The 23,778-nt window shown below is 72.6% G+C and carries 19 protein-coding genes; 11 read left to right on the top strand and 8 right to left on the bottom strand.

The window, feature by feature from the left end; genetic code table 11:
- The first annotated feature begins 21 nt into the window (after nt 1–21).
- From F603_RS0119970 to F603_RS0119955, 4 genes are all read left to right on the top strand, one after another.
- Nucleotides 22–498 carry an inorganic diphosphatase gene (locus tag F603_RS0119970; protein WP_019547748.1) on the top strand — a complete coding sequence of 159 codons (477 nt, stop codon included), beginning with the start codon at nt 22–24 and terminating at the stop codon, nt 496–498.
- A 212-nt stretch (nt 499–710) separates the two neighbouring features.
- On the top strand, nt 711–1,496 hold the full coding sequence (locus tag F603_RS0119965; protein ID WP_019547747.1) for a VOC family protein: 786 nt from the start codon (nt 711–713) through the stop codon (nt 1,494–1,496).
- A gap of 237 nt (nt 1,497–1,733) precedes the next feature.
- Nucleotides 1,734–2,828, top strand: coding sequence for a M23 family metallopeptidase (locus F603_RS0119960; RefSeq protein WP_019547746.1), 1,095 nt, complete (start codon nt 1,734–1,736; stop codon nt 2,826–2,828).
- A gap of 151 nt (nt 2,829–2,979) precedes the next feature.
- Nucleotides 2,980–3,363, top strand: coding sequence for a VOC family protein (locus F603_RS0119955; protein ID WP_019547745.1), 384 nt, complete (start codon nt 2,980–2,982; stop codon nt 3,361–3,363).
- A 6-nt stretch (nt 3,364–3,369) separates the two neighbouring features.
- Here the strand turns inward: F603_RS0119955 and F603_RS0119950 are convergent, their stop codons facing one another.
- Nucleotides 3,370–3,783, bottom strand: a complete 414-nt coding sequence (locus F603_RS0119950; protein WP_019547744.1) for a DUF7144 family membrane protein — start codon at nt 3,781–3,783, stop codon at nt 3,370–3,372.
- A 308-nt stretch (nt 3,784–4,091) separates the two neighbouring features.
- On the opposite strand from F603_RS0119950, the gene F603_RS0119945 reads away from it, so the two are divergent.
- From F603_RS0119945 to F603_RS0119930, 4 genes are all read left to right on the top strand, one after another.
- Nucleotides 4,092–4,796, top strand: coding sequence for a dienelactone hydrolase family protein (locus F603_RS0119945; protein WP_019547743.1), 705 nt, complete (start codon nt 4,092–4,094; stop codon nt 4,794–4,796).
- A gap of 57 nt (nt 4,797–4,853) precedes the next feature.
- Nucleotides 4,854–5,069: a hypothetical protein gene (locus F603_RS0119940; protein WP_016906281.1), complete on the top strand. Its 216-nt coding sequence runs from the start codon at nt 4,854–4,856 to the stop codon at nt 5,067–5,069.
- Nucleotides 5,070–5,155: 86 nt separating this feature from the next.
- Nucleotides 5,156–6,529 carry a cryptochrome/photolyase family protein gene (locus F603_RS0119935; RefSeq protein ID WP_026328572.1) on the top strand — a complete coding sequence of 458 codons (1,374 nt, stop codon included), beginning with the start codon at nt 5,156–5,158 and terminating at the stop codon, nt 6,527–6,529.
- A 396-nt stretch (nt 6,530–6,925) separates the two neighbouring features.
- Entirely contained in the window at nt 6,926–7,828 is a 903-nt protein-coding gene (locus F603_RS0119930) for a universal stress protein (RefSeq protein ID WP_019547741.1), read from the top strand.
- A gap of 150 nt (nt 7,829–7,978) precedes the next feature.
- Here the strand turns inward: F603_RS0119930 and F603_RS0119925 are convergent, their stop codons facing one another.
- Together F603_RS0119925 and F603_RS0119920 are read right to left on the bottom strand one after the other, a co-directional pair.
- Entirely contained in the window at nt 7,979–9,343 is a 1,365-nt protein-coding gene (locus F603_RS0119925) for an NAD(P)/FAD-dependent oxidoreductase (RefSeq protein ID WP_019547740.1), read from the bottom strand.
- Nucleotides 9,344–9,436: 93 nt separating this feature from the next.
- Nucleotides 9,437–11,068, bottom strand: a complete 1,632-nt coding sequence (locus F603_RS0119920; protein WP_019547739.1) for a threonine/serine exporter family protein — start codon at nt 11,066–11,068, stop codon at nt 9,437–9,439.
- A gap of 115 nt (nt 11,069–11,183) precedes the next feature.
- Between F603_RS0119920 and F603_RS0119915 the strand changes: the two genes are divergently transcribed.
- Entirely contained in the window at nt 11,184–12,035 is an 852-nt protein-coding gene (locus F603_RS0119915; RefSeq protein ID WP_019547738.1) for a VIT1/CCC1 transporter family protein, read from the top strand.
- Nucleotides 12,036–12,047: 12 nt separating this feature from the next.
- Here F603_RS0119915 and F603_RS0119910 read toward each other — a convergent pair whose 3' ends face one another.
- Complete coding sequence (locus F603_RS0119910; RefSeq protein WP_019547737.1) at nt 12,048–14,096, bottom strand: PhoX family protein; 2,049 nt, start codon at nt 14,094–14,096, stop codon at nt 12,048–12,050.
- Between the two features lie 197 nt (nt 14,097–14,293).
- Between F603_RS0119910 and metG the strand changes: the two genes are divergently transcribed.
- Nucleotides 14,294–15,925, top strand: a complete 1,632-nt coding sequence (gene metG, locus F603_RS0119905; RefSeq protein WP_019547736.1) for a methionine--tRNA ligase — start codon at nt 14,294–14,296, stop codon at nt 15,923–15,925.
- A 58-nt stretch (nt 15,926–15,983) separates the two neighbouring features.
- On the opposite strand, the gene F603_RS0119900 is transcribed toward metG, so the two are convergent.
- The 3 genes from F603_RS0119900 to aspS form a co-directional block, all read right to left on the bottom strand.
- Nucleotides 15,984–16,622, bottom strand: coding sequence for a hypothetical protein (locus tag F603_RS0119900; RefSeq protein ID WP_019547735.1), 639 nt, complete (start codon nt 16,620–16,622; stop codon nt 15,984–15,986).
- Nucleotides 16,623–16,816: 194 nt separating this feature from the next.
- The gene (locus tag F603_RS0119895) at nt 16,817–17,404 is read right to left on the bottom strand and encodes a Uma2 family endonuclease (RefSeq protein ID WP_019547734.1); all 588 of its coding nucleotides are present in this window, start codon (nt 17,402–17,404) and stop codon (nt 16,817–16,819) included.
- 153 nt (nt 17,405–17,557) lie between these two features.
- Nucleotides 17,558–19,324 (bottom strand): aspartate--tRNA ligase, encoded by a 1,767-nt coding sequence (gene aspS, locus F603_RS0119890; RefSeq protein ID WP_026328571.1) that lies wholly within the window; start codon nt 19,322–19,324, stop codon nt 17,558–17,560.
- Between the two features lie 157 nt (nt 19,325–19,481).
- On the opposite strand from aspS, the gene F603_RS0119885 reads away from it, so the two are divergent.
- Nucleotides 19,482–21,917, top strand: coding sequence for an ATP-binding SpoIIE family protein phosphatase (locus F603_RS0119885; protein ID WP_019547732.1), 2,436 nt, complete (start codon nt 19,482–19,484; stop codon nt 21,915–21,917).
- Nucleotides 21,918–22,176: 259 nt separating this feature from the next.
- Here F603_RS0119885 and F603_RS0119880 read toward each other — a convergent pair whose 3' ends face one another.
- Nucleotides 22,177–23,064, bottom strand: coding sequence for a CPBP family intramembrane glutamic endopeptidase (locus F603_RS0119880; RefSeq protein WP_019547731.1), 888 nt, complete (start codon nt 23,062–23,064; stop codon nt 22,177–22,179).
- Between the last annotated feature and the right edge of the window lie 714 nt (nt 23,065–23,778).

The raw sequence follows: 23,778 nt of genomic DNA, 5'->3' as shown, positions 1-23,778 counted from the left end.
GCGGCAGGCAAGGAGCACGGCATGGAGTTCGACGTCGTGGTGGAGATCCCGCAGGGGTCCCGGAACAAGTACGAGATGGACCACAGCAGCGGCCGGATCAGGCTCGACCGGATGCTCTTCACCTCCACCCGCTATCCGGCCGACTACGGGTTCATCGAGGGCACCCTCGGCCGCGACGGCGACCCGCTCGACGCGCTCGTCCTCTGCGACCCGACCTTCCCCGGCTGCGTCATCAGGGCCCGCGCGATCGGCATGTACCTCATGCGGGACGAGCACGGGCCGGACGAGAAGGTCCTCTGCGTACCGGCGGGCGACCCGCGCCATGCGCACCGCCAGGACATCGGCGACGTCTCGGAGTTCGACAAGCTGGAGATCACCCACTTCTTCCAGGTCTACAAGGACCTGGAGCCGGGCAAGTCGGTCGAGGGCTCGCACTGGGTGGGCAGGGCGGAGGCGCTCCACGAGATCGAGGCGTCCCGCGCCCGCGCCCTCCACTGACCGACCGTCCACGTCCCGGCACGGAGCGCATCCCGCCCAACCAGCCGCCCCCGGCCGCCGGTTGACGCCCCGACCCGCGCCGACGACCGCCCACCCACCGTCCCGCCACCGCGCGCCCCGCGCCCGGGCGCGGCACCCTTGAAGGCGTGGGGTCCACCGCCTTGCGGGGCGGGGGCCACCGCTCCGGCGTCCGACAGCTTCCGGAGGGCTCAGTGATCACCACAGACTTCCACGACGGCTCGCCGTGCTGGCTCGACCTCGGCGCCGCGGACCCGGCCGCAACGATCGGCTTCTACGCCGCCGTCCTCGGCTGGGAACAGCGCTCCGCAGGTCCCGACAGCGGCGGGTACACGTTCTGCACGCTCGAAGGCCGCATCGTCGCCGCCGTCGGCCCCGAGTCCCCCGGCACGCCGCCGCGGTGGACGGTGTACTTCGAGACGCCCGACGCCGACTCCACGGCCCGGTCCGTCCAACTCGCCGGCGGCACGGTGCGGGGCGGCCCGATGGACGTCGGTGCGCAGGGCAGGCTCGTCCACCTCACCGACCCGCTCGGCGCCGAGTTCGCCGCCTGGCAGCCGGGCGCGAGGGCGGGACTCGAAGCGGTCGACCTGCCGGGAACGCTCTGCTGGCTGGAGCTGTGCACCTCGTCGGCGCGCGACTCCGTCGAGTTCTACCGCACCCTCTTCGAGTGGGACGTCCAGCGCACCCCCATGTCGGGGGACGAGAACGGCAGGTACACGCTCATCGGCACCGGCGGTGCGGAGCGGATGCACGGCGGCATCGTCGAACTCAGCGGAGAGCAGCTCGCCGCGATGGGCGGCACCCCGTACTGGCACCCGGTGTTCGCCGTCTCCGACGCCGACGCCGCGGGCGAGGCCGTCGGCGCGAGCGGCGGGCAGGTCTCGATGGGGCCGCTCGACGCGCCCGGCGTCGGGCGCCTCGCCGTCTGCCGCGACCCGTGGGACGCCGAGTTCGTCCTGCTGCACCCGGAGGGCTGAGGGCGCCCAACGCACGGCCCGGCACCCCAGGTTGACAACCGGGTGCTCCCTGATCGGCGGCGCTCGAACGTGCCAACCCGCACGCCCCCTGCGCCGGCTCCCCCGTACAGTCCCCTCACACTCCGCTGACCAGTCGCGACGCCTCGTACCCCGCGTGCACGGGCAGCCCCGCACGCCTCGGCCGACCGGCGCAAGGGCGCGCTGCGGCCGGGCTGCGCCGCTCCCAGGATCGGACGCGTGAGACGACGCATCGTGCAGAAGAATTCCGCGGCCAAGGCGGCAACGGCCTCTCTGCTGGCCTCCGTTGCCGTGCTCGCCGTACCTTCGCCCGCGCACGCGGACCCGGGACACGGGAGCGGACGGGGTCTGCCCGCCCGCGTGGAGGCGCTCTACGCGCGCGCTTCCGAGGCGGCGCAGGCCCACGAGAAGGCGAAGCGCAAGGCGGCGCGGCAGCGCGCGGAGCTGCGGAAGCTGCGCGCGGCCGAGCGGCGCAACCGCGCGCACCGCCTCCGCCTCAACGACCTCGTGGGCGCGGCGGCACGCGCCCAGTACCGCAGCGGCCCCCTCACCGCGGGCGCCACCCTCCTCAGCTCCGAGAGACCGGACGCGCTCATGTACCGCCTCAGCGTCAAGCGCCAGGGCGACCACGCGCTCGGGCACCTTTTCACGGCCGCCCGCGAAGCGGGGGCGCACTACGAGCGCGAACGCGTCGCGGAGGAGCGCGCGTTGAAGTCGCTGAAGCGCACCCAGTCGCGTCGCGCCGCGCTCCGCGAGGGCATCGAGCGGAAGCTGCACCGGGTCGAGGAGGAAGTACGTGCCGCGCAGGCGAAGCGCGGCGACGCGAAGAACGGCGGGCACCGCCCGGCGGGCGGTGCTGCGCCCGGCAAGTGCGCGTACGGCGGCGGCGGTCGCGCGCACCGCGCCAACACCGCGTGGACGCTGCCCACCTCGCACTACTGGCTCTCGGCCGGCTTCGGCGGCCAGGGGGCGCACTGGGCGAACCGGCACACGGGGCAGGACTTCGCCGTCTCGCTGGGGACGCCCGTGCGGGCTGTCGGCGCCGGCACGGTTGTCCGGGTCGCCTGCGACGACGGGTTCGGCAACCAGATCGTCGTCGGCCATCCCAACGGCTACTACACGCAGTACGCGCACCTCTCCGAGACCCGCGTAAGGGAGGGCCAACGGGTCGCGGCGGGCGAGGAACTCGGCCTCTCGGGCGAGACCGGCAACGCGCAGGGCCCGCATCTCCACTTCGAGGTGCGCCTCACGGAGTCGATGGGCTCGGCGATCGACCCGCTCCCGTGGCTTCGGCAGCACGGAGTCAAACCCTAGGGGAGCGAGCTGCGTTGGGGCCCGCCGCACGCCCTACGTCGCCGGTCGCACGGGCCTCCTCCGACAGTCCCCTTCCTCGCGTTCGCACGCCCCCGGACGGCGCCGGGCGCCTATCGTCGTGCCAGACGACCGCACCCGTGGAAGGACGCCCATGACCGTGCACTCCTCCGTCGAGCTCAACCACACCATCGTCCACTCCAGGGACCGCAGCGAGTCCGCGCACTTCCTCGCCGACATCCTCGGCCTCGAAGTCGGCCCGCAGAGCGGCCCGTTCCTCCCCGTCGCCACCGCGAACGGGGTCACGCTCGACTTCGCCGACGCTCCCGCGGAGGAGATCAAGGAGCAGCACTACGCGTTCCTCGTCAGCGAGGAGCAGTTCGACGTCTCCTTCGCACGGCTGAAGGAGCACGGCGTGACGTACTACGCGGACCCGTTCCGGCGCCGTCCGGGCGAGATCAACCAGGGCGGAGGCCGACGCGGCGTCTACTTCCTCGACCCCTCGGGCCACTCCATGGAGCTCCTCACCGGCGCATGAACCGCCTCACACCCCGGTGGCCCGGCGGTCCGGCACGGTCAGCGCGTAGACGACGAGCAGGCTGAGGCCGACGCTGATCAGCGACCAGAGGGGGTGCGCCGAGAGGTAGAGCAGGTGGCCGAGGAGGGAGAGCAGCGCGAAGAAGACGCCGGTGATCCTCGCCCACCACGCGCCCCACAGCACGCCGAGCCCGGTCACCACGAGCACGATGCCGACGATCATCCAGATCCAGCCCCACGCCGTGAAGTCGAAGATCAGGAGGTCGTGCGAGGTACCGATGAAGTAGTTGCTCTTCCACAGTGCGGCGCACGCCACGAAGATGTCGGAGAGCCCCGCCACGAGGACGAGCAGTCCCCCGAAGGCGAGCCACCCCGAGGTCGTCGGCTTCTCCTCGGACGGGGTGATGCCGGGTGGGGTCATCGTCGTCTCCCTCTCGCCCTCGGTGGTCGGCGGACGGGCAAGCGCGGTCCGTCCGCCGGGTGTTCGCCCCCTCCCGCTTGCGTCTGCCATGGGGCCACACCCGCACGGAGCGCGCGCTGCCGCCCGGGCCGAACGGGTGAACGCCCGCGCGTACCGGCGCCGGCGCACCGCCCGTACGATGCGGGTTCCCGGCCGCGCTCGCCCGGTGCCGTGCGCCGTCCCCGTACTCCCGACGGACGAAGCGGACGCGCACGGTCCTGAGCGCGGCGAGGGCAGCCAGAGACCGCAACGCACCGAGAGGCCGGCCCATGTCGTCCACGTCCGAACCGCCGCTGCGCCAGAACCTCCGCTTCACCGCAGGCGAGAACGAGATCTACGGCTACCTCGCGCTGCCGCCCTCCGGCTCGGGTCCCGGCGTGATCGTGATCCAGGAGTGGTGGGGGCTCACCGACCAGATCGCCGCCGTCGCCGACCGCCTCGCCGCCTCCGGCTACGTGGCGCTCGCGCCCGACCTCTACGGCGGCCGCACCACCCACGACAGCGCCGACGCGTTCCGGATGCTCCAGGAGCTCCCCCGCGAGGAGGGTGTGCGCAAGCTCCTCGGCGCCGTCGACCACCTGCTCGGCCACGAGGCCGTCCGCGGCGACGCGCTCGGCGCCGTCGGGTTCTGCATGGGCGGCGGCTTCGTCCTCTCCCTCGCCGCGGCGGCGGGAGACCGGATCGCCGCCGCCGTGCCGTACTACGGGATCGTCACGGGCGAGGACGTCGACTTCGGGACCGTCCGCGCCGCCGTCCTCGGCCACTACGGGGACCGCGACGAGACCATCCCGCGCGAGCTGCCGGACCAGGTGGCGGAGGAGATCCGCACGGCAGCGGGCGTCCCCGTCGAGATCCACCACTACGACGCGGGCCACGCCTTCGCCAACGACGAGGACCACCTGGGCACCTACGACCCGGAGTTGGCCCGCACGGCGTGGGAGCGCACCCTCGCCTTCCTCGGCGAGAAGCTCTGAGCCGGCGGCGGCGCCTCCCGAGGTGCGCGGAGGCGCCGCCGGGCGCACCGTGGAGACATGGCAGCACCGATCGTCGTCCGGCCTCCGGACGCCACGGGCGGACGCCACGTCCTCGCCCGCGGTGAGCCCCTGGGCACCGCCTGGGGGATGGTCGACGTGATCGAGTTCCTCCGCCGTGCCGGACTCGACATCGCCACCGTCGACCTCTACGACGAATCCCTCATCGACTGGCAGGGCGGCGGGCCCGAGGTGTGGGGACGAGAAGCGAGCTGACGGCCTGCGTGTCCAGCCGGCTCATGCACCGCGCGAAGGCACGATGGCGCGCAGCCGGCCACCGACTCAGCGTCTGGAGCCTCCTGTTGCGCACCACGCTCGTCCTCTTCACCTCCGACCTGAGGGTCCACGACAACCCGGCGCTCCACGCCGCGTCCCGCGGCGCCGACGCCGTGGTCCCGCTCTTCGTCCGCGACGACGGCGTCTCGGCGGCCGGGTTCGCCGTACCCAACCGCCTCGCCTTCCTCGCCGACTCGCTCCGCGACCTCGATGCGGTGCTCCGGGCCCGCGGGGGGCGGCTGGTGGTCCGCAGCGGGCCCGTCGTCGACGAGGTGTGCCGCGCGGTCGACGAGACCGGCGCCGCCGAGGTCCACCTCGCCGCGGGCGTCAGCGGGTACGCGCAGGCGAGGGAGCGCGGGCTCGCCTCCGCGCTCCACGGGAAGGCCGCGCTCCACGTCCACGACGCAGTGGTGACGGCCGTGCCCGCGGGCGAGGTCGTCCCGAAGGGCGGTGACCACTACGCCGTCTTCACGCCCTACTTCAGACGCTGGCGCTCCGCGCACCGGCGCACACCGCTGCCTCCGCCGCGCTCCCTCCGTACCCCCGGCATCCGCAGCGACCCGCTGCCCCGGCACCCCGAAGGGTGCGCGCCCCAACTCCCGGACGGTGGCGAGGAGGCGGCCCGCTCGCGCGTCACCGCCTGGCTGCGCGGCCCCGTCGAGCGGTACGCGGAGCTCGGCGACTCGCTCGCCGCGGACGCCACCTCGCGGCTCTCGCCGCACCTGCACTTCGGCACCGTCTCCGCCGTCGAACTCGCGCACAAGGTCGAGCGCCGGCTCCCCCAGGAGGGCGCGGAGGCGTTCCTCAGGCAGCTCGCCTGGCGGGACTTCCACCACCAGGTCCTCGCCGCGCGCCCCGCCGCCTCCCGGCACAACTACCGTGAGAAGGACGACCGTTGGCGCCGCGGCAAGGCCACGGAGAAGGAGGCCGCGGCGTGGCGCGCCGGACGCACGGGCTACCCCGTGATCGACGCGGCGATGCGGCAGCTCACGCAGGAGGGCTGGATGCACAACCGCGCCCGCCTGCTGACGGCGAGCTTCCTCACCAAGTCCCTGTACCACGACTGGCGTTCGGGCGCCGCCCACTTCCTCGCCCACCTCGTCGACGGCGACGTCGCCAACAACCAGCTCAACTGGCAGTGGGCGGCCGGCACCGGCACCGACACCCGGCCCAACCGCGTCCTCAACCCGCTCACCCAGGCCGGCAGGCTCGACCCCGACGGCACCTACGTACGGCGGTGGGTACCGGAGCTGTCCCGGGTGGAGGGCCGCGCGGCGCACCGGCCCTGGGAGCTCTCCGCGGCGGAGCGCGAGGAGCTGGGCGCGCAGGAGTACCCCGAGCGGATCGTCGACCTCGGCGAGGCGCAGGGGCGCTTCCGCGCGGCACGCGGGCTGGAGTGAGCGCCATGGCGTCCAACCCCCGCGCCCGTACGCGGCGTTGGGCTGGAGCACGCGCCCCTCGCGCCGCCGGCGCCTCCGACACGCACCCGGCGCACCGGCGCCTCGCGCGCCCCCTGTGCCCTACTGGTGGCAGCCCGTCCCGGGCCCTTCGGCGGCCCAACCGGCCCAACGTGCGGCACGGGCGGCGAGGCACCCTGGGGAGTGCGCCACGAAGCGGGCCCGAGCAGCCCGCGAGAGCGAGGAGGTACCGATGGTCGAGAACGCGAGGCCCGGTGGGCCGGGGGCGGCGGTGTGTACACGACGCCGCTCGGCGACGTGGCAGGAGGAGCGTCGCGCGCCGGCGCGGCAGCAGGAGCATGGCGCCGCCGGCGCACGCACGACGTGGGGAGGCAAGCCGTGAACGCGCCCGTCGTCGCCGGTACGGACGGGTCCGAGTCCAGCCTCCGGGCCGTCGAGCTCGCCGCACACGAGGCACGTCTCCGCGGCCGCGCGCTGCGGGTGGTCCACGCGTTCACCTGGCCGATGACGCGCGTACCGCTCGGCGCCTCCCCCCTCGGGCCGCCCGACGGCGGCCTCCGCAACGAGGCGGAGGCGAACGTCGCGGAGGCGCTCGCACGCGCCCGCGCCGCCGAGCCCCAACTCGACGTCGACGGCGACCTGGTGACGGGTGAGCCGCTCGCCGTGCTCGCCGCCGAGTCGCGCACGGCCGACCTCGTCGTCGTCGGCAGCCGCGGCCTCGGCGGCTTCACGGGGCTGCTCGTCGGCTCCGTCGCCGTGCACCTCGCGGCGCACGGCGAGTGCCCCGTGCTCGTCGTGCGCGGCAGGGAGGAGGCGCAGGGCCCCGTGCTGCTCGCCGTCGACGGCGCACCGGACGGCGCCGCCGCGCTGGAGTTCGGGTTCGCCGAGGCGCAGCGCCGCGGCCTCCCCCTCCAGGCCCTGCACTCCTGGAACGACTACTACTACCCGACGGCGCTCGCACCGGGCACGATGATGCCGGTCGCCTTCGATCAGGAGGTCCACGACTCGCTGGAGGCCGAGGCGCACCGGCTGCTCACCGAGGCGCTCGCCGGGCCCCGCGAGAGGTACCCGGACGTCCACGTCGACGCGCAGCTCGACCGGTTGCAGATCCGTCCCGCCCTGATCGAGGCGAGCCGGCGAGCGGGGCTGCTCGTCATCGGCGCCCGGGGACGCGGCGGCTTCGCCGGGCTCCTCCTCGGCTCGGTGAGCCAGGCGATGCTCCACCATGCCGACTGCCCCGTCGCCGTGGTGCGCCCGGGCGCGGAGGAGCCGGAGGACTGACGCGGCGGCCGCCCCCTCGCGGTACGCGGACGGCCCGCACCTGCGGCAGCCCCGCCGGGTCGCCGCCACCGCGGGAGGCGGCCGAACTCCGCCGCCGCGGGGGCCTGTTCGGGGGACGGCCGCACGCGCCGAGCAGGGCCGGGACCGGCCTCAGGCCGCCGCCGGCTGCTCGGGGCGGGTACGGGCCCGCAGCTCGTCGGGCTTCAGGTAGTCGCCGGTGCGCTCGAAGTCGCCGAGCGTGACGGGGCGGTGGTTGAGGAAGCCGATGCGGACGAAGTCGTCGCCCGTCGTCGCGTTGAGCGCCCAGTTGGCGGCCGTGCGCAGCCGTGCCGTGCCGGTGCGGAGCGACAGGAGGTGGTACGAGCGCGTCACCAACTGCGCGGTCATGCCCGACAGTTCGAAGCCCATCGGGTTGGCGACCGCGTCGCGCCCGGCGAGGTCGACCACGAGGCCGAGGTCCCTGTGCCGGTACGGGGTCGTCGGCTCGCCGTGGAGCTGGGCGACGAGGTTCTGCGCCGCGTGCTTGCCCTGCCGGCTCGCGTGCTGCGCGGTCGGCGGGCAGACGGCGCCCTCCTCGTCCTGCTCCAGGTCGGGGACGGCCGCCGCGTCGCCGACCGCCATCACGCCCTCGCGTCCGGGCACGGTGAGGTCCGAGTTGACGACGAGCCGCCCGCGCGAGGTCTCCGCCTCCAGCGTCTCCATCAGCGGACTCGCGACGACCCCGGCCGTCCAGATGAGCGTCCGGCTCGGCAGCACGCGGTTGTCGGTGAGCGTCACCGACTTGTCGTCGACCGAGGCGACCGAGACGCCGAGCGACACCTGCGTACCCCGCATCCGCAGGATGCGCAGGGCGTGGTTGCCGAGCTCCTCGCCGAGCTCGGGCATCAGCTTCGGTGCGACGTCGAGCAGGTGCCAGCGGATCTGGCTGGGGTCGATGTTCTGGTAGCGCTTGGCCGCGTTGTTGGTGAGCCGCTGGAGCCCCGCGACGGTCTCCGTCCCCGCGTACCCGCCGCCGACCACGACGAACTGGAGCCGCGAGGCCCGCTCCTCGGGGTCGTTGCTGCAGTTGGCCAGGTCGAGTTGGGCGATCACGTGGTCGCGGACGTACGCGGCCTCGGCGAGGGTCTTCATGCCGCGCGCGTGCTCGTCGAGCCCCGGGATGTCGAACCGCCGGGTGACGCTGCCGGGCGTGAGCACGATGTGGTCGTAGTCGAGGTTGACGAGCTCGCCTGTGATCATCCGCGTGACGCAGACCTTGGCCTCCGTGTCCACACCGACGGCGAACCCGGGCACGAGCTGGGTCCGCCGCAGGACGCGCCGCAGGGGCGGCGCGAGCGACTGGGGGGTGAGCACTCCGCTCGCCAACTGCGGTAGCAGCGGCAGGTAGAGCTGGTAGTTGGTCGGCGTGGCCAGGGAGATCTCGGCTTCGTACGGCGCGAGCCGGCGCTCCAGAGCGCGCGCGCACTCCACACCGGCGAAGCCGCCTCCGACGACAAGAATCTTCGTACGTTCCATGGCTGCACCCGCAACGGTGAACTCGGGGGTTACCGGTCAGATCTTCCGTTTGCCCTGAAAAGGCTCGCACGCCTGCCGACCGGCTGCCACCGGTCAACCGGCACGCGGAGCCTCGCGTCCCGCCTTTCCCGCAGCCCCGGCGTTATGCACTCCGTCCGCCGCCGTCTCCTGCTCCCCTTCCGACACGTCGGCGCCGTTCGGACGCGACCGCGCAGGACCGTCCGGCGGCCCCAACTCCAGCCTCGTGTGCCGCAGCGCGCCCGCCCCGACGAGGACGCCGAGCGCGACCGCCACCACCGTCACGACCGTGCCCGTCAGGATCGCGAGGCTCCCCGGCCGGTGCTCGACGAGCAGGTCGGAGACGCCGCGCAGCCCCGTGGAGCCCGGCACGAGGAGCCAGAAGCACGGCAGGAAGACGACCTGGTCCGGCACGCGCGACCGGCGCCCCACCCAGGAGGCGAGCAGCGGCAGCGCGGCGCCCGCGGCGAAGGCGCCGAGGACGCTGCTCACCGCCAGCGACCCGAGCACCTGTACGCCGCGCTCGGCGAGCAGCGCACCGAGCAGCCATCCCAACGCCCCTGCGTGCGCCGACTGGTAGAGCACGAACCCGACGCCGAGGAGCAGCACCCCGCACCATCCGGCCCACGCGCCGAGCGTCCCGGGCGCAGGGCCGTCGGGGCCGCGCTGCGCCACCAGGTCCGTCCCCACGAAGATCCCGAAGGCGAGGAGCAGCAGTTGGTTGAACGCCCCCGCGAGCCGGCCGATCCCGGAGAGCACCGCGCCCCACGCGACCTCCAGTGCCCCCATCGTCAGGGCCGTGCCCGGGAGGAAGGCGATGAGCGGCGGCACGAAGAGCCGCGCGGGCTGCTCGTGGAGCAGCGGCCCCGCCCACCGCAGCGAAACGCCCGTGACGAGCGCCGCCGCGAGCACCGGGAGCGCCGGGCGCAGCAACGCGAACCGCAGGCCGGCGAGGCGCAGCACCCCTACGAAGGCACCGAGGACGAGGTAGCCGAGGAGCGCGGGCGGCGAGGCGTGCTGTACGGCGCCGAGGCCGACGGTGAGCAGCATGTGGCCGCCGACCGTCGTGGCCGGGCTGTACCGCTGCGGCATCGCGCGCATCGCCGTCAGCTCGGCCCGCACCTCGTCGAACGGGACGGCCTGCGCCCGCATCCGGGCGAGCAGCGCCTCCAGCGCCTCGATCTGGTCGAGCCGCAGGTCGCCGTCGTCCACGGGTGCGAAGTCGAGCTCGCCCTCGCTTCCCCTGCGCCCTCCGCCGACCCGGACGAAGAGTCCCGTCGGCACGATGAAGCAGCGCGCGGGCACGCCGTACCGTGCCGCGACGTCGCGGAGCCCCGCCTCGGCCTGCTCCGTCCTGATGCCGGCGCGCAGCATCTCCACGCCCACCTCGCAGAGCAGCCCGGCGAGCTCCCTCGCCCACTCCCGCTGGTCGTCCTCGGACGCCGCCGGGACGGTGATCGTGCGCCCGCGCCGGCGCCAGAGGCGGAGGGACGGCATGTGCCCGGCGGGCGAGGCGGCACCGAGCGCCCGGCGCACGGTGGCGGCGGGTTCCGCGCGCCGCCTCGTCAGCAGGCGCCGCAGCCGCCGCGTCCCCCGCTCCGAACTCCCCTGCTCTGCTGCCTCGTTCGCCTGCGCACGGGCAGCCGCTTCCCCTGCCTCGTCGCGGGCCCCGCGTCGGAGCCGCCGTACCGGCAGACGCTCGCGCATCAGACTTGCGCTCCCGCCGTACGCACCGCAGCCATGTCCCTACCCTAGGCTTACGTCCCGAAAAGGGAACTTCGCCCGGAACCCACCCGACCCAACGGCGTCCCCCGGAGGTGCGGTGACCCACGGCCTCCCGCAGGACCCCGAAGACTCCGACGAGCCCAGGCCCTCCCCCGAACCCGGCCCGGGCGCCCACGGCTGGCACCACCTCGCCCCCGACTGGGACCCGGCGACCCGCACCGCGGACGCCGACGCGCACGCCGCCGCCACCCTCGACGAGGCGAACCGCACCGCACAGCGCGTCTCGCACGGCGGTATCAGGGCGGCGGTGCTCGGCGTCAACGACGGCCTCGTCACCAACCTCTGCCTGATCCTCGGCATCGCGGGCGCCTCCGCCGACTCCGCGACCGTGCGCCTCGCCGGGCTCGCCAGCCTCCTCGCCGGGGCGCTCTCCATGGCGGCGGGGGAGTGGGTGTCGGTGCGCAGCCAGGTGGAGGTCGCCGAGTCGATGGAGCGGGCGCTCCATCGCGCCTGGCTGCTCTCTCCCCCGACGGTCCTCGGCAGGCTCTCGGCGCGGATGCAGGGCGGCGGGCTCGACCGCCCCACGGCGCAGCGCGCCAGCCGCAGCCTCCTCGCCGCCGGGATGCGCACGCGCAACTCGCAGGTCTGGGTCCTCTACGGCGTCACGCCCGGGGACGTCGGCTCGCCCCTCGTCGCCGCCGTCTACTCGCTGCTCCTCTTCGTCGTCGGCGCTTTCGTCCCGCTGCTGCCGTGGTTCCTCACCTCGGGCGGCGCTGCGCTCACGGGCTCGATGGTGCTGACGGGGCTCGCGTCGCTCGGCGTCGGCGGGGTGCTGGGCTGGCAGGCGGGGCGGGCGGTGTGGACGGCCGTGCGGCAACTGCTCATCGTGACCGCCGCCTCCGCGGTCACGTACCTCATCGGCGAGTTGGCCGGCACGACCGTCGCCTGACGCGCCGCCGCGTCAGACCCCGATGCGCCCGCCGCCCTCCGGCCACACCGCGACGACCGCGGGACGCACGAGGGCGCCGGGCCCGTCGGGCCAGCTCGACGCCGGCTCCTCCACGCTCGCCCCGTCGGACTCTCCCGGATGCTGCACGCAGACGAGCACCCGTCGCTCCTGCACGATGGGGCCGCAGGTCTCCGCGCCCGCCGGCACCGTGAGGAACTGGCGCACCTCGCCGCGGCGCGCGCCCTCCACCGCGACGCCGAAGAGGCCGTCGTGCGAGCCGAGCGCGTTGCCGTCGGTGGAGATCCACAGGTTGCCGTAGGGGTCGAAGGCGACGTTGTCGGGGCAGGAGATCGGGCTCACCTGCTCCTTCGGGAAGCCGGCGAAGTACGTCGACGGGTCCTCCGGGTCGCCGCAGACGAGGAAGAGCCGCCACGAGAAGCGGCGGGCCGCGGCGTCGCCGCGGGCCTCGGCGAACTCCAGGATCTGGCCGTGCTTGTTGCCGCTGCGCGGGTTCGCCTCGTCGGCCGGGTGCCCGTCGGGCGCTCCGCGCGAGCTGTTGTTGGTGAGCGCGACGTAGACGCGGCCGGTCCGCGGGCTCGCCTCGACGTCCTCGGGGCGGTCCATCTTCGTCGCGCCGACCCTGTCGGCCGCGAGGCGCGTGAAGACGTAGACCTCCTCGGCCGTCATCCCCGCAACGTGCGAGGTGTCTCCCGTGGCTAGGGGTATCCAGCGTCCCGTGCCGTCGAACTCGCCGTCCTCGGGGAGGGTTCCGGTGCCGTCGATCTCCTCCGGCGGGCTGTTGCCTTCCAGGCGCGCGACGTAGAGCGTGCCCTCGTCGAGGAGCGTCATGTTGTGCTCGTGGGCCGCGGCGCTGCGGCCGCGGTGCATCCGGCGGGACGAGACGAACTTGTAGAAGTAGTCGAACTTCTGGTCGTCGCCGAGGTAGACGACGGGCCGGCCGTCCTCGGTGAGGCGGGGCTGCGCCGCCTCGTGCTTGAAGCGGCCGAGCGCCGTGCGCTTCCGCGGCGCCGACTCCGGGTCGTACGGGTCGAGTTCGACGACCCAGCCGAACCGGTTGGCCTCGTTCGGCTCCCGCGTGAGGTCGAAGCGGCTGTCGAACCGCTCCCACTTGCGCTGCGTCTCCCCGCCGGCCATCCCGTACCGCTTGAGTCGGGCGCGGGTCCGCTCGTCCGCGACGCGCTCGCCGTGCGCGAAGTACTGATCGACGTTCTCCTCGCCGGAGAGCACCGTGCCCCACGGAGTGGTGCCGCCCGAGCAGTTGTTCAGGGTGCCGAGGACGGTGCGGCCCTCCGGGTCGGCCGAGGTGCGCAGCAGCTCGCCGCCGGCCGCGGGCCCCGTGACGGTGAACGGCGTCCGCGCCGTGATCCGCCGGTTCACCCGGTGCCTGCGCACCGGACGCAGCCCGCCGCCGCGCCGCTCCTCCTCGACGACCACGACGGAGAGCCCGTGCGCGGCCCACGCGATCTCGGCCTGCTCGCGCGACGGCTTCTCCGGGTCGTACCCGGCGAACATCAACTCCTCGTTGGTGTACTCGTGGTTGGCGACGAGGAGCTGCCGCCCGGGCTCGTCGAAGGGGAGCAGCTCGGCGAAGTCGTTGTTGTAACCGAACTGCCCCTCCTGCGCCCGCGCCGACTGCCGCTCCGGGTCGAACTCCGGCGCCCCGCGCAGGATCGGGTCCCCCCACCGGACGACGACGGCCTGCGCGTACCCGTCCGGCACCGTCACGGCGTCCGCCGTGTTCGGTGCGACGGGCGCGAACCGCAGCCCCTTCGCCGGCTTCCCGCGCGGACCCGCGCCGTGCCCCGCCGCCTCGGCCGGTGCCGCCCCGGTGCCCGTACCGCCCACGACCGCGACGGCACCGGCGACGGCACCGGTGCGCAGCACGGAGCGGCGGGAGACGGCGCGGGCGACGAACTCTCCGAGGTAGCCGTTGTCCGTCTCGTTCGGCGTCTCGTGGAAGCAGGCGTCCCCGCACCGGTAGCGGCAGGTCATCGCCGACCTTCCGCCGTGCGAGCCCAGGATCGGCAGCTCTCTGCGCATCGTTGCCCTCCGTGCTCCGCGTGCGGAGCGTCGTTCGTCGTCGGATGTCGTCGGATACGGCCGCGACGCTAGGCAGACGCCGCCGCACCCCGGCGACCGCAGCGTGAACCGGGGGTGAACCGCTCACGTCCACAGGGAGCGCTCACGCTGCGTCACGGGGAGAAAACCGGTGGCGCGAGGCCGATAGGATTTCGCACATGGCGGCCACAGGAGCAGAGAAGAGCACCGCGCAGGGCGCGTACCAGGACGGCACGAAGGCGTACTACGTCACCACGCCGATCTATTACGTCAACGACGCCCCGCATCTCGGCCACGCCTACACGACCGTCGCGGGCGACGTCCTCTCGCGCTGGCACCGGCAGCGCGGCGAGAAGGTGTGGTACCTCACCGGCACCGACGAGCACGGTCAGAAGATCATGCGCACCGCCGAGGCCAACGACGTCTCCCCGCAGGCGTGGTGCGACCGGCTCGTCGAGGAGTCCTGGAAGCCGCTCTGGGAGCATCTCGGCATCGCCAACGACGACTTCATCCGCACCACGGAGAAGCGCCACACCGACCGCGTCCGCGAGTTCGTGCAGGACCTCTACGACCGCGGCGAGATCTACCAGGGCGGCTACGAGGGCCCGTACTGCGTGCCCTGCGAGGAGTACAAGACCTACGGCGAACTCCTCGAAGGCGAGGGCGAGTTCGAGGGGCAGAAGCTGTGCCCCATCCACCGCAGGCCGGTGGAGATGCTCTCCGAGGAGAACTACTTCTTCAAGCTCTCCGAGTACGGCCCGAAGCTCCTCGCGCACTACGAGGCGCACCCCGAGTTCATCCAGCCCGAGTCGGCGCGCAACGAGGTCGTGCAGTTCGTCCGCCAGGGCCTGGAGGACCTCTCCATCTCCCGCTCCACCTTCGACTGGGGCGTCAAGGTCCCGTGGGACGACAAGCACGTCATCTACGTCTGGATCGACGCCCTCCTCAACTACGCCACCGCCGTCGGATACGGCGCCGACCAGCGGAAGTTCGACGAGACCTTCCCCGCTCAGGTCCACCTCGTCGGCAAGGACATCCTCCGCTTCCACGCGGTGATCTGGCCGGCGATGCTCATGGCCAACGGGCTCCCGCTGCCGGAGCGCGTGGTCGCCAACGGCTGGCTCATGGTCGGCGGCGAGAAGATGTCCAAGTCCAACCTCACCGGCATCTCCCCGCAGCAGCTCACCGACCACTTCGGCATCGACGCCTACCGCTGGTACTTCCTCCGCGCCATCGCCTACGGCCAGGACGGCTCCTTCTCCTGGGAGGACTTCGCAGCGCGGTACACCAGCGAGCTCGCCAACGACTACGGCAACCTCGCCTCCCGCGTCGCCGCCATGGTGGGCAAGTACTTCGGCGGGGTGCTGCCGGAGTCGACCGCCGAGGGCGAGGCCGAGGAGGCGATCAAGTCGGGCCTGACGAAGGCCGCTTCGGAGGCGGACCGCCGGATCGGCGAGGAGCTCGACTTCGCGGGCGGCATCGGCGCCGTCTTCGAGTTCATCAAGCAGGTCAACGGCTATCTCACCGAGCAGCAGCCCTGGAAGGTCGCCAAGGAGGAGGGCGAGGAGGCGCGGGCCCGCCTGGCGACGATCCTCCACACGGCCGCCGAGTCGCTGCGCGCCGTCGCCGTCCTCCTCAACCCGGTGATGCCGGAGACGAGCGAGAAGCTCTGGTCCTCGCTCGGAGCCGAGCCGGCGCTCGGCCCCCTCGCGGAGCAGCGGATCGACACCGTCGCCGACTGGGGCCGCCTGCCCGCGGGCGCGACGGTCACCAAGGGCGCGGTCCTCTTCCCGCGCCTGGAGGAGAGCTGAGGGACGCGCGGGGCCCCGACGGCAGACAGCCGTCGGGGCCCCTCTCAGCGGCCGGCGCTCACTCCACGTTCCACAGCAGCGGGTCGCGCACGTCGCCGGCCCACGCGACCTGCTCGACGTCGGTGCCCTCGTCGAGGAGGAAGGTCGAGCAGAGCGTCTTGGTGTCGCCGACCTTGAAGTCGTCGTCCCGCTCCTCGGGGCAGCCGCCCTTGATCGGGTCGGCGCCGATCGCCATCAGCTTTTTGCCCGGCTTGTCGTCCTCACCGAGGACGCGCGCCTTGAGGTTGAAGTCCGGCTCCTTGAGGCCGGACCCGGACTTCACGGTGTACGTGAAGTGGACGAAGACCGGGTACTGGCCCTTCACGTCGGACTTCTGCAGGCCGGCCGCCGTCAGGTCCGCGTTCTTGCCCGTGTCGACCTTCTCCGCGGTGATCTCTAGCTGCGCCTTGCCGCTCGACATGTCGAACTCGTGGGTTCCGGGCGCCTTTTGGCCAACGGTGAGCGGGCCGCTCGGAGCCTCGTCCTCCGCCTCCTCGGCGTCGGCCGCTTCCTTTTTCCCCTCCTGCGCGCTGGGCTTGGCGTCGGCCGAGTCGTCCGAGTCGTCCGAGTCGTCGGAGCCGCAGCCGGTGAGGACGAGCGCGAGAGCAGCAGCGGGCACAGCGGCGCGCAGCAGCGCCTTCCTGCGGTGGAGCGTCAACGTGGGTTCCCCTCGTTCCCGCGCGCACGGATAGCGAAGAACCGTCCCCCCGCGTTGCGCCCGGTTTCGAGGAGACTACTGGGGAGCATGTGACGTCAGGGTCTCGGAAGCTTCACGTCCGTGAATCAAGGGACGTCAATCCCCGTGCGCCATCCGGGACAACTCACGGCGGTGCGAGCTGTGTTGGGGCGGACTCAGCCGATCCAGTTCTTGAGGTCCTCCGTGTCCAGCTCGAAGCCGACCGGGTCGGGGAGGAGGACCGACTTGCCGTACGGCACCGTGACCACCTGCTGGTAGCGGACCCCGTCCGGCTCGGAGTGCACCCGGACTTCGCCCTTCTGTCGGTCGATGAGCAGGTACACCGGGATATCCACGGCCGCATAGGCGGCGGGCTTTTCGACGCGGTCGCGCCGGTTGGTGTCCGAGTCGAACGATGTGACCTCTACGGCCATGAAGACGCCCTCGCTCTCGGCCCACTCGCCCTGCCCGGCAAAGGCGCCGCTCGGCGCGAGCACCCCGTCCGGACGGGCGTTGCCCCCGCGGTACTTCTCCACCCTCAGACCGATGCCTGTCGCCAGCCACCAGTCGGTCCGCGCCTGGATGCACAGGCGCGAAAGCCACTCGATGATGGTCTCGTGGTCTCCGTCGGGCACCGGCTTCACCCCCAGCTTTCCGTTCAGGTGCTCCAGCCGCAGCGCCTTGTTGGTCTGCGCGGCATGACGCGCAAGATCCTCGAACTCGTCCTGACGCAGAACGCCGGCCCGCTCCTCCGCGCTGCCCACCACGGCCTCCTCAGGGATCGCTGGTACCTCCCACAGTACGGCGCCTGCACACGGAACGACTTGGTCCACCGACGGCTCTGCCATGCCCGGACCCTACGCACGACAAGACCCCGGAATCCTTCGATCCCGGGGCCCCGTACCGCCTTCGTGTGGTTACTTCACCGAAGGCTTGCGCACCTGGAGATGCAGCTCCTTCAAACGCGACTCCCCGACCTCGCTCGGCGCCCCCATCAGGAGGTCCTGTGCGTTGCCGTTGAGGGGGAAGGCGATCGTCTCGCGGATGTTCGGCTCGTCGGCGAGGAGCATCACGATGCGGTCGATGCCGGGCGCGATGCCGCCGTGCGGCGGGGCGCCGAACTGGAAGGCGCGGAGCATGCCGCCGAAGTCCCGCTCCACTTCCTCGCGGGAGTACCCGGCGATGCCGAACGCCTCGAACATGACCTCGGGTTCGTGGTTCCGGATCGCGCCCGAGGAGAGTTCGACGCCGTTGCAGACGATGTCGTACTGCCAGGCGAGGATGTCGAGCGGGTCCTTGGAGCGCAACGCCTCCAGGCCGCCCTGCGGCATCGAGAACGGGTTGTGCGAGAACGCGATCTCGCCCGTCTCCTCGTCCTTCTCGAACATCGGGAAGTCGACGATCCAGCAGAACCGGTAGGCGTTCTCCTCGAAGTGCCCCGTGCGCTTCGCAGCCTCCACCCGGACCGCACCCATGATCTGCGCGACCTCACCCGGCTCGCCCGCGCCGAAGAAGACGGCGTGCCCGGGCTTCAGGCCGAGCTTGCCGGTGAGCGCCAGGACGTCTTCCTCGGTGAGGAACTTGGCGATCGGCCCGGAGAGCGAGCCGTCCTCGGCGACGCGCACCCAGGCGAGCCCCTTGGCGCCCTGCTCCACGGCGAACTCCCCGAGCTGGTCGAAGAACTTCCGCGGCTGGTGCGAGGTGTCGGGCACGGGCAGGGCGCGTACGTGCTTGTCGGCGAACGCCTTGAAGCCCGAGCCGGCGAACACCTCGGAGACGTCGACGAGTTCGAGGTGCGCCCGCAGGTCGGGCTTGTCGGTGCCGTACTTCTCCAGCGCCTCGAGGAAGGGGATGCGCGGGAAGGGAGAGGTGACCTCGCGGCCGTCGCCGAGTTCGCGGAAGACCTCGGTCATCAGCACCTCGACGACCGCGAAGACGTCCTCCTGCTCGACGAAGCTCATCTCCATGTCGAGCTGGTAGAACTCGCCGGGGGAGCGGTCGGCGCGCGCGTCCTCGTCGCGGAAGCAGGGGGCGATCTGGAAGTAGCGGTCGAAGCCGGCGACCATCAGCAGTTGCTTGAACTGCTGCGGCGCCTGCGGCAGCGCGTAGAACTTCCCCGCGTGCAGCCGCGAGGGGACGAGGAAGTCGCGGGCGCCCTCGGGCGAGGTGGCCGAGAGGATCGGGGTGGCCATCTCGTGGAAGCCCTGCGCGACCATCTTCTCCCGGATCATCGCGATGACCTTGCTACGGAGCATCACGTTCCGGTGCATGCGCTCGCGCCGCAGGTCGAGGAAGCGGTACTCCAGCCGCTTCTCCTCGTTGACGCCGTCCTCGGTGTTGATGGTGAAGGGGACCTGATCGGCCTGCCCGAGCACCTCGACGGTGCGGACCTCGACCTCCACCTCACCGGTCGGCAGCTCCGGGTTGACGTTCTCCGCACCGCGCGCGGTGACCCTGCCGTCGACCCGCAGCACCGACTCCTTGGAGAGGCTGCTCAGCTGCTCGACGACGGCCGTCTGCTCCGGGCGGACGACGAGCTGGGTGACGCCGTAGTGGTCGCGCAGATCGACGAAGAGGATGCCGCCCAGGTTCCGGCGATTGTGCAGCCAGCCGCTGAGCCGGACGTCGGTGCCGACGTCGGAGGCACGGAGCTCGCCGCAGGTGTGGGACCGGTACCGATGCATCATTCATCCAAGTCGTCTGGCTGTGGTGGGGGCCGTCGGGGCGCGCGTCCCGGCCCCCCGGAATCCCCGTCCGGAGTCGTCTTCGGACGCCGGACAAGACTACCGCCCTGGCCCAATCCCGGTCGCCGCCGATCTAAGACCATCATAAATTGGGGCAATGCTCACCGAGGAAGTCCTTGCTGCTCTGGGCACAGGGACCTGGTACTGGGAGAGCGACACCGGACAGGTGACCCTCGACGCCCAGGCCGCCCGGCTGCTGGAGATTCCGTTCGAGGCCACGCAGGCACCGCTTGCGCACCGGCCGATCGGCGAGGAGACCCGGCACCCGGGCGGCGCCGAGGTGTCCGGCTCCGACTCCCCCTCGGCGCTCAGAGCGACGACCGTCCCCGAGTACACGGTCCGCTCCCACCTGCACGCGGGGGACTACCTGAAGTTCCAGCAAGCGGCCGTACGCGCCCTCGCCTACGAGGCGACCCAGGAGATGCGGATGCGCATCGTCACGCCCAACGGCGTCACGATCCGCACCCTCCACGTGCGCATGAGCCCCGTCTACCGCTCCGGCGAGGCCACCGCCGCCGGCATCGCAGGACTCGCGCAGGAGACGTACCGCCCCGCTTCCGACGAGGCGTACGCGCCCGACGAGGCGGCGGAGTCCACCGAGCGCACCGACGCCGAGGACCCGACGGGCACCGACGGACCCGCGGCACAGGAGCGCGACGGTTTCCTCCTCGACGCCGGCCACTCGCTCGTCGACACCCGCTCCACCGCCGAAGTCCTGCGCGTCGCCACCTCACTCGCCCTCCCCTGGCGCTCCCTCGAGGACCTCGGCGTCTTCCTCCTCCGCGGCGACGAGCTCGAACTGGCGAGCCTCGGCGCCCCGTTGAGCGAGGAGGCCACCTCCTCCCCCGGCGAGGTCCCCGGCAGGCGGCAGATGCCGCTCGACGCGGACCACCCCGCCGCGGAGGCCGTCCGCACCCGCAAGCCCGTCTACCTCAGCAGCCACGCGGAGTACCTCCGGGACTATCCGCGCAGTGGAGCCCGCTACCAGGGCCGCCGGCAGTCGTGGGCGTTCCTGCCGCTCGACGCGGGAGAGCGCGCGCTCGGGGTGTGGGCCGTCACCTTCACGCAGGCCGGCGAACTCGCCCCCGGGGACCGCAACCTCCTGATGCAGGTGGCGAGGATGCTCGCCCAGTCGTTCTCCCGCGCCGAGGCGAAGGAGACGGAGCGGGAGTTGACCGAGGGCCTTCAGCGCAGCCTGCGCCCCGCCAGCGAACCGGAGATCGACGGCATACTCCTCGCGGCCCGCTACGTCCCCACCGGCGGCGGCATCCAGATCGGCGGCGACTGGTACGACGTCATCCCGCTCCCCGACGGCCGCACCGCGCTCGTCATCGGCGACGTCCAGGGCCACGACGTCCAAGCGGCCAGCGTCATGGCCCAACTGCGGATCGCACTGCGCGCCTACGCGGCCGAGGGGCACAGCCCGGAGGCCGTGCTCAACCGCGCCTCACGTTTCCTCTACGGCATGAACGCCACCGGCAGCTCCGAGGCGACCCAGCCGGCGGGGCCCGCCGTCACCTCGCTCCCCGAGGACGAGTCGTACGCCGGCTACGTCGCCCATCCCGCCGAGTACCCGGCGGAGGGCCGCTTCGCCACCTGCCTCTACCTGGAGCTCGACCCGGAGTCCGGCACCGTCGACATCGCCAGGGCCGGCCACTGCGAACCGCTTCTCCAGATGCCCGACGGCCTCGTCGTCCCCCGGCACACGGCGGGCGGGCTGCCGCTCGGCCTCGCCAAGGAGAACGAGTACCAGACGACGCGGATGGTGCTGGAGGAGGGCGAGACGCTCCTCCTCTACACCGACGGCCTCCTGGAGTCGGGCGGGCTCGACATGGACGCGGGCTGGGACCGCGTCCGCGGCGTCTTCGAGCAGGCCTGGCGCTCCGGCCGCGGCGACGACCTGGAGCACCTCGCCGACTCCCTGCTCCGCCGCGTCGTCGGCTCCGCGGGCACACCGGTGAGCGCCGCCTCCACCACCTACCGCACGACGGGAAGGACCCCGTCGAAGCACGACGACGACATGGCGCTGCTCCTCCTCGCCCGCGAGCGCTCCCGGGTCCGCCCGACGGGCAACTGGATACGCCGCACCGTGCTGACCGTCTCCCAGTCGGGCCCCTCGGAGATCTCGGGGGCGCGGCACAGGCTGGAGAACCTGCTCCACGACTGGTCCGACGAGGAGCAGGCCGAGGGCGCCGTCCTCCTCCTCTCCGAGGTGCTCGCCAACGTGCACGTCCACACGGAGGGCGACGCCACCGTCGTCATCCAGATCGGCGGCAGCCGCGGCGAACGCCTGCTGCGCGTCGAGGTCATGGACACCAGCGACGAGCTCCCGCACCGCAGGGACCCGGGCGAGATGGCCTCCTCGGGACGCGGCCTGCTCCTCCTCGGCACTATCTCGGACCGCTGGGGCGTCGACCCGAAGGGCGAAGGCAAGACCGTCTGGTTCGAGATGGACGAGGGCAGCGAGGGCTCGGGCGAGTCCGACTGGGACGCGCTCACCTCGGCGTGGAGCGACGAGGGCGCACTCGCGTAGGGGGCGGCGCTCCGACCTCGACGTTGCTTCGGGGGAGCCATGTTCACCGTGCCGTTCCGTGGCTCCCCTCGGCACGGCAACGTCGACGTGAGGTGCTGCGGTTTCACGTGGAACCGAGCGGCCCGCGGCTGCGGCGCGGCGGAAGGACCGGACAACTGCCGCTTCGGCCGGGGCAGTTGGCACACGCACGAGTGCCGGTCACCCGACACGGGTGACCGGCACTCGCTCCCGTGGCGGCCAGGGGGATGCCGCCGGGTTCTCAGAGGCGGATCGCGGGGTCCAGTCGGGGGTCGGGGCCGGTGGGCGGGACGGGTGCCGGCTGCTGCTTCGACGGACGGATCGAGGCGAGGAGCGCCACGGCGACGAGCGCCTGGATGCCCATGGTCAGGGCCTGCGCCTCGGGCTCCATGACACTGAGCAGGTTCATGCTCGCGTTGACGGCGAAGTGGACGGCCATGGAGGCGAGGACACCGGCGTACTCGTAGGCGGCAGCGGCGAGCATGGCCATGGGGATGGAGCTGGCGAAGAAGAGTATGCCGCTCGCCGAGGCGAAGCCGAGCTCGTTCTGGACCGTGCCCTCGATGAAGAAGAGCGGCGCGTGCCAGACAGCCCAGATGACACCGGTGAGCACGGCGGTCTGGTAGCGGCCCATCGTGGCGCGCATCCTCGGCTGGGCGGTACCCCGCCAGCCGGCCTCCTCGGAGAGCGGCCCCGCCAGGAACAGGTTGACGAAGAACGCGGCGGGACCCGCCGGGTTGTCCTTGATCACGTTCTCCATCTCCTCCAGGCTCACCCCCGGACCGCCCGCCGCGTGCGCCAGCAGCACACCCACCACCACGGTCGCGGCGGCGACCACGAGCAGCAGCGGCGACCACAGCAGCGCCGACCGCCGGAACCTCACGGCCTTCGCCGGAACGGGCTCCCCGCGCCGCTTCCGGCGCACGCGGATCACAAGGGCGCCCACCAACGGCCCGAACGCACCGAAGAGATAGGGCGCGAACGCCGGGCCCTCCATCGCGGGCCCTCCGATCAGCATCGCCGCTCCCCAGGAGGCCCAGCTCACGACGAAGGTGACGGCCATGAAGAGAACGAGGTCGGAGCGGTAGCTGGTGGGTGCGGCGGAGGCCGTCGCGCGGGGAGAGGACATGCCAGGACTTCCTTCGGTGGACGTGCGGTGCGCTGCCTGTGTGCCCGTCTCCGACAGCGGGGCGTGCTTCCGCCGGAGAGCGGCGTTGAGTTGACGGGCCGACCAGACGGCGACGAGGGCACGGAGGACGGGGTCGACCGGCTCCGCTTCCCACCGCTCTCAACGTCGAGAACGTTATCAGATGTGAGACTCAAAGCGCACACCCAGCCGCGCGGATGCCTTGCCCGGCTCTTTGGCTGCGGGGCTCAAGGTCCGTCCTCAGCAGGCGAGTTCGCGCACGTCGGCAGGCGGAACGTCGTGAGGCGGGTGCTCGCCGGGAAGGGCGTCCGGTTGGGCGCATCCACCGGTGGCGCCCAGTACGGAGCGAGGTGATCGCGACCGGAGGAGGCACATGCGTGAGTGATGGCCGACCGTGGCCGAGGGCGGAACCCGCAGGACGAGAGCGGCTCCGGCCACACGCACGGGCGGCGGTTCCGACGAGGGTGGCAACACCAACGACGGTCAGGGAACGGCGGACGGCAAGTGAGCGAGCAGGAAAGGAAGGGGGCGGGCTTTCAGGGGCTCGTCTCTGCACTCCTCAGAAGAGCTCGCTCTCACCGCTGGTGGGCGGTACCCGGGAAGCCGGGGTGCGAGCGAGGTGATCCGGAGGAATACGGCGAGACGGGCTCGACCGCCGGACGACGTGGTTCCACGGGCCGGCTGAGCCCGCCTGCT

This window comes from Streptomyces sulphureus DSM 40104, assembly GCF_000381025.1.
GTDB classification, from domain to species: Bacteria; Actinomycetota; Actinomycetes; order Streptomycetales; family Streptomycetaceae; genus Streptomyces; species Streptomyces sulphureus.
This window is presented reverse-complemented; position numbering and strand designations above follow the sequence as displayed.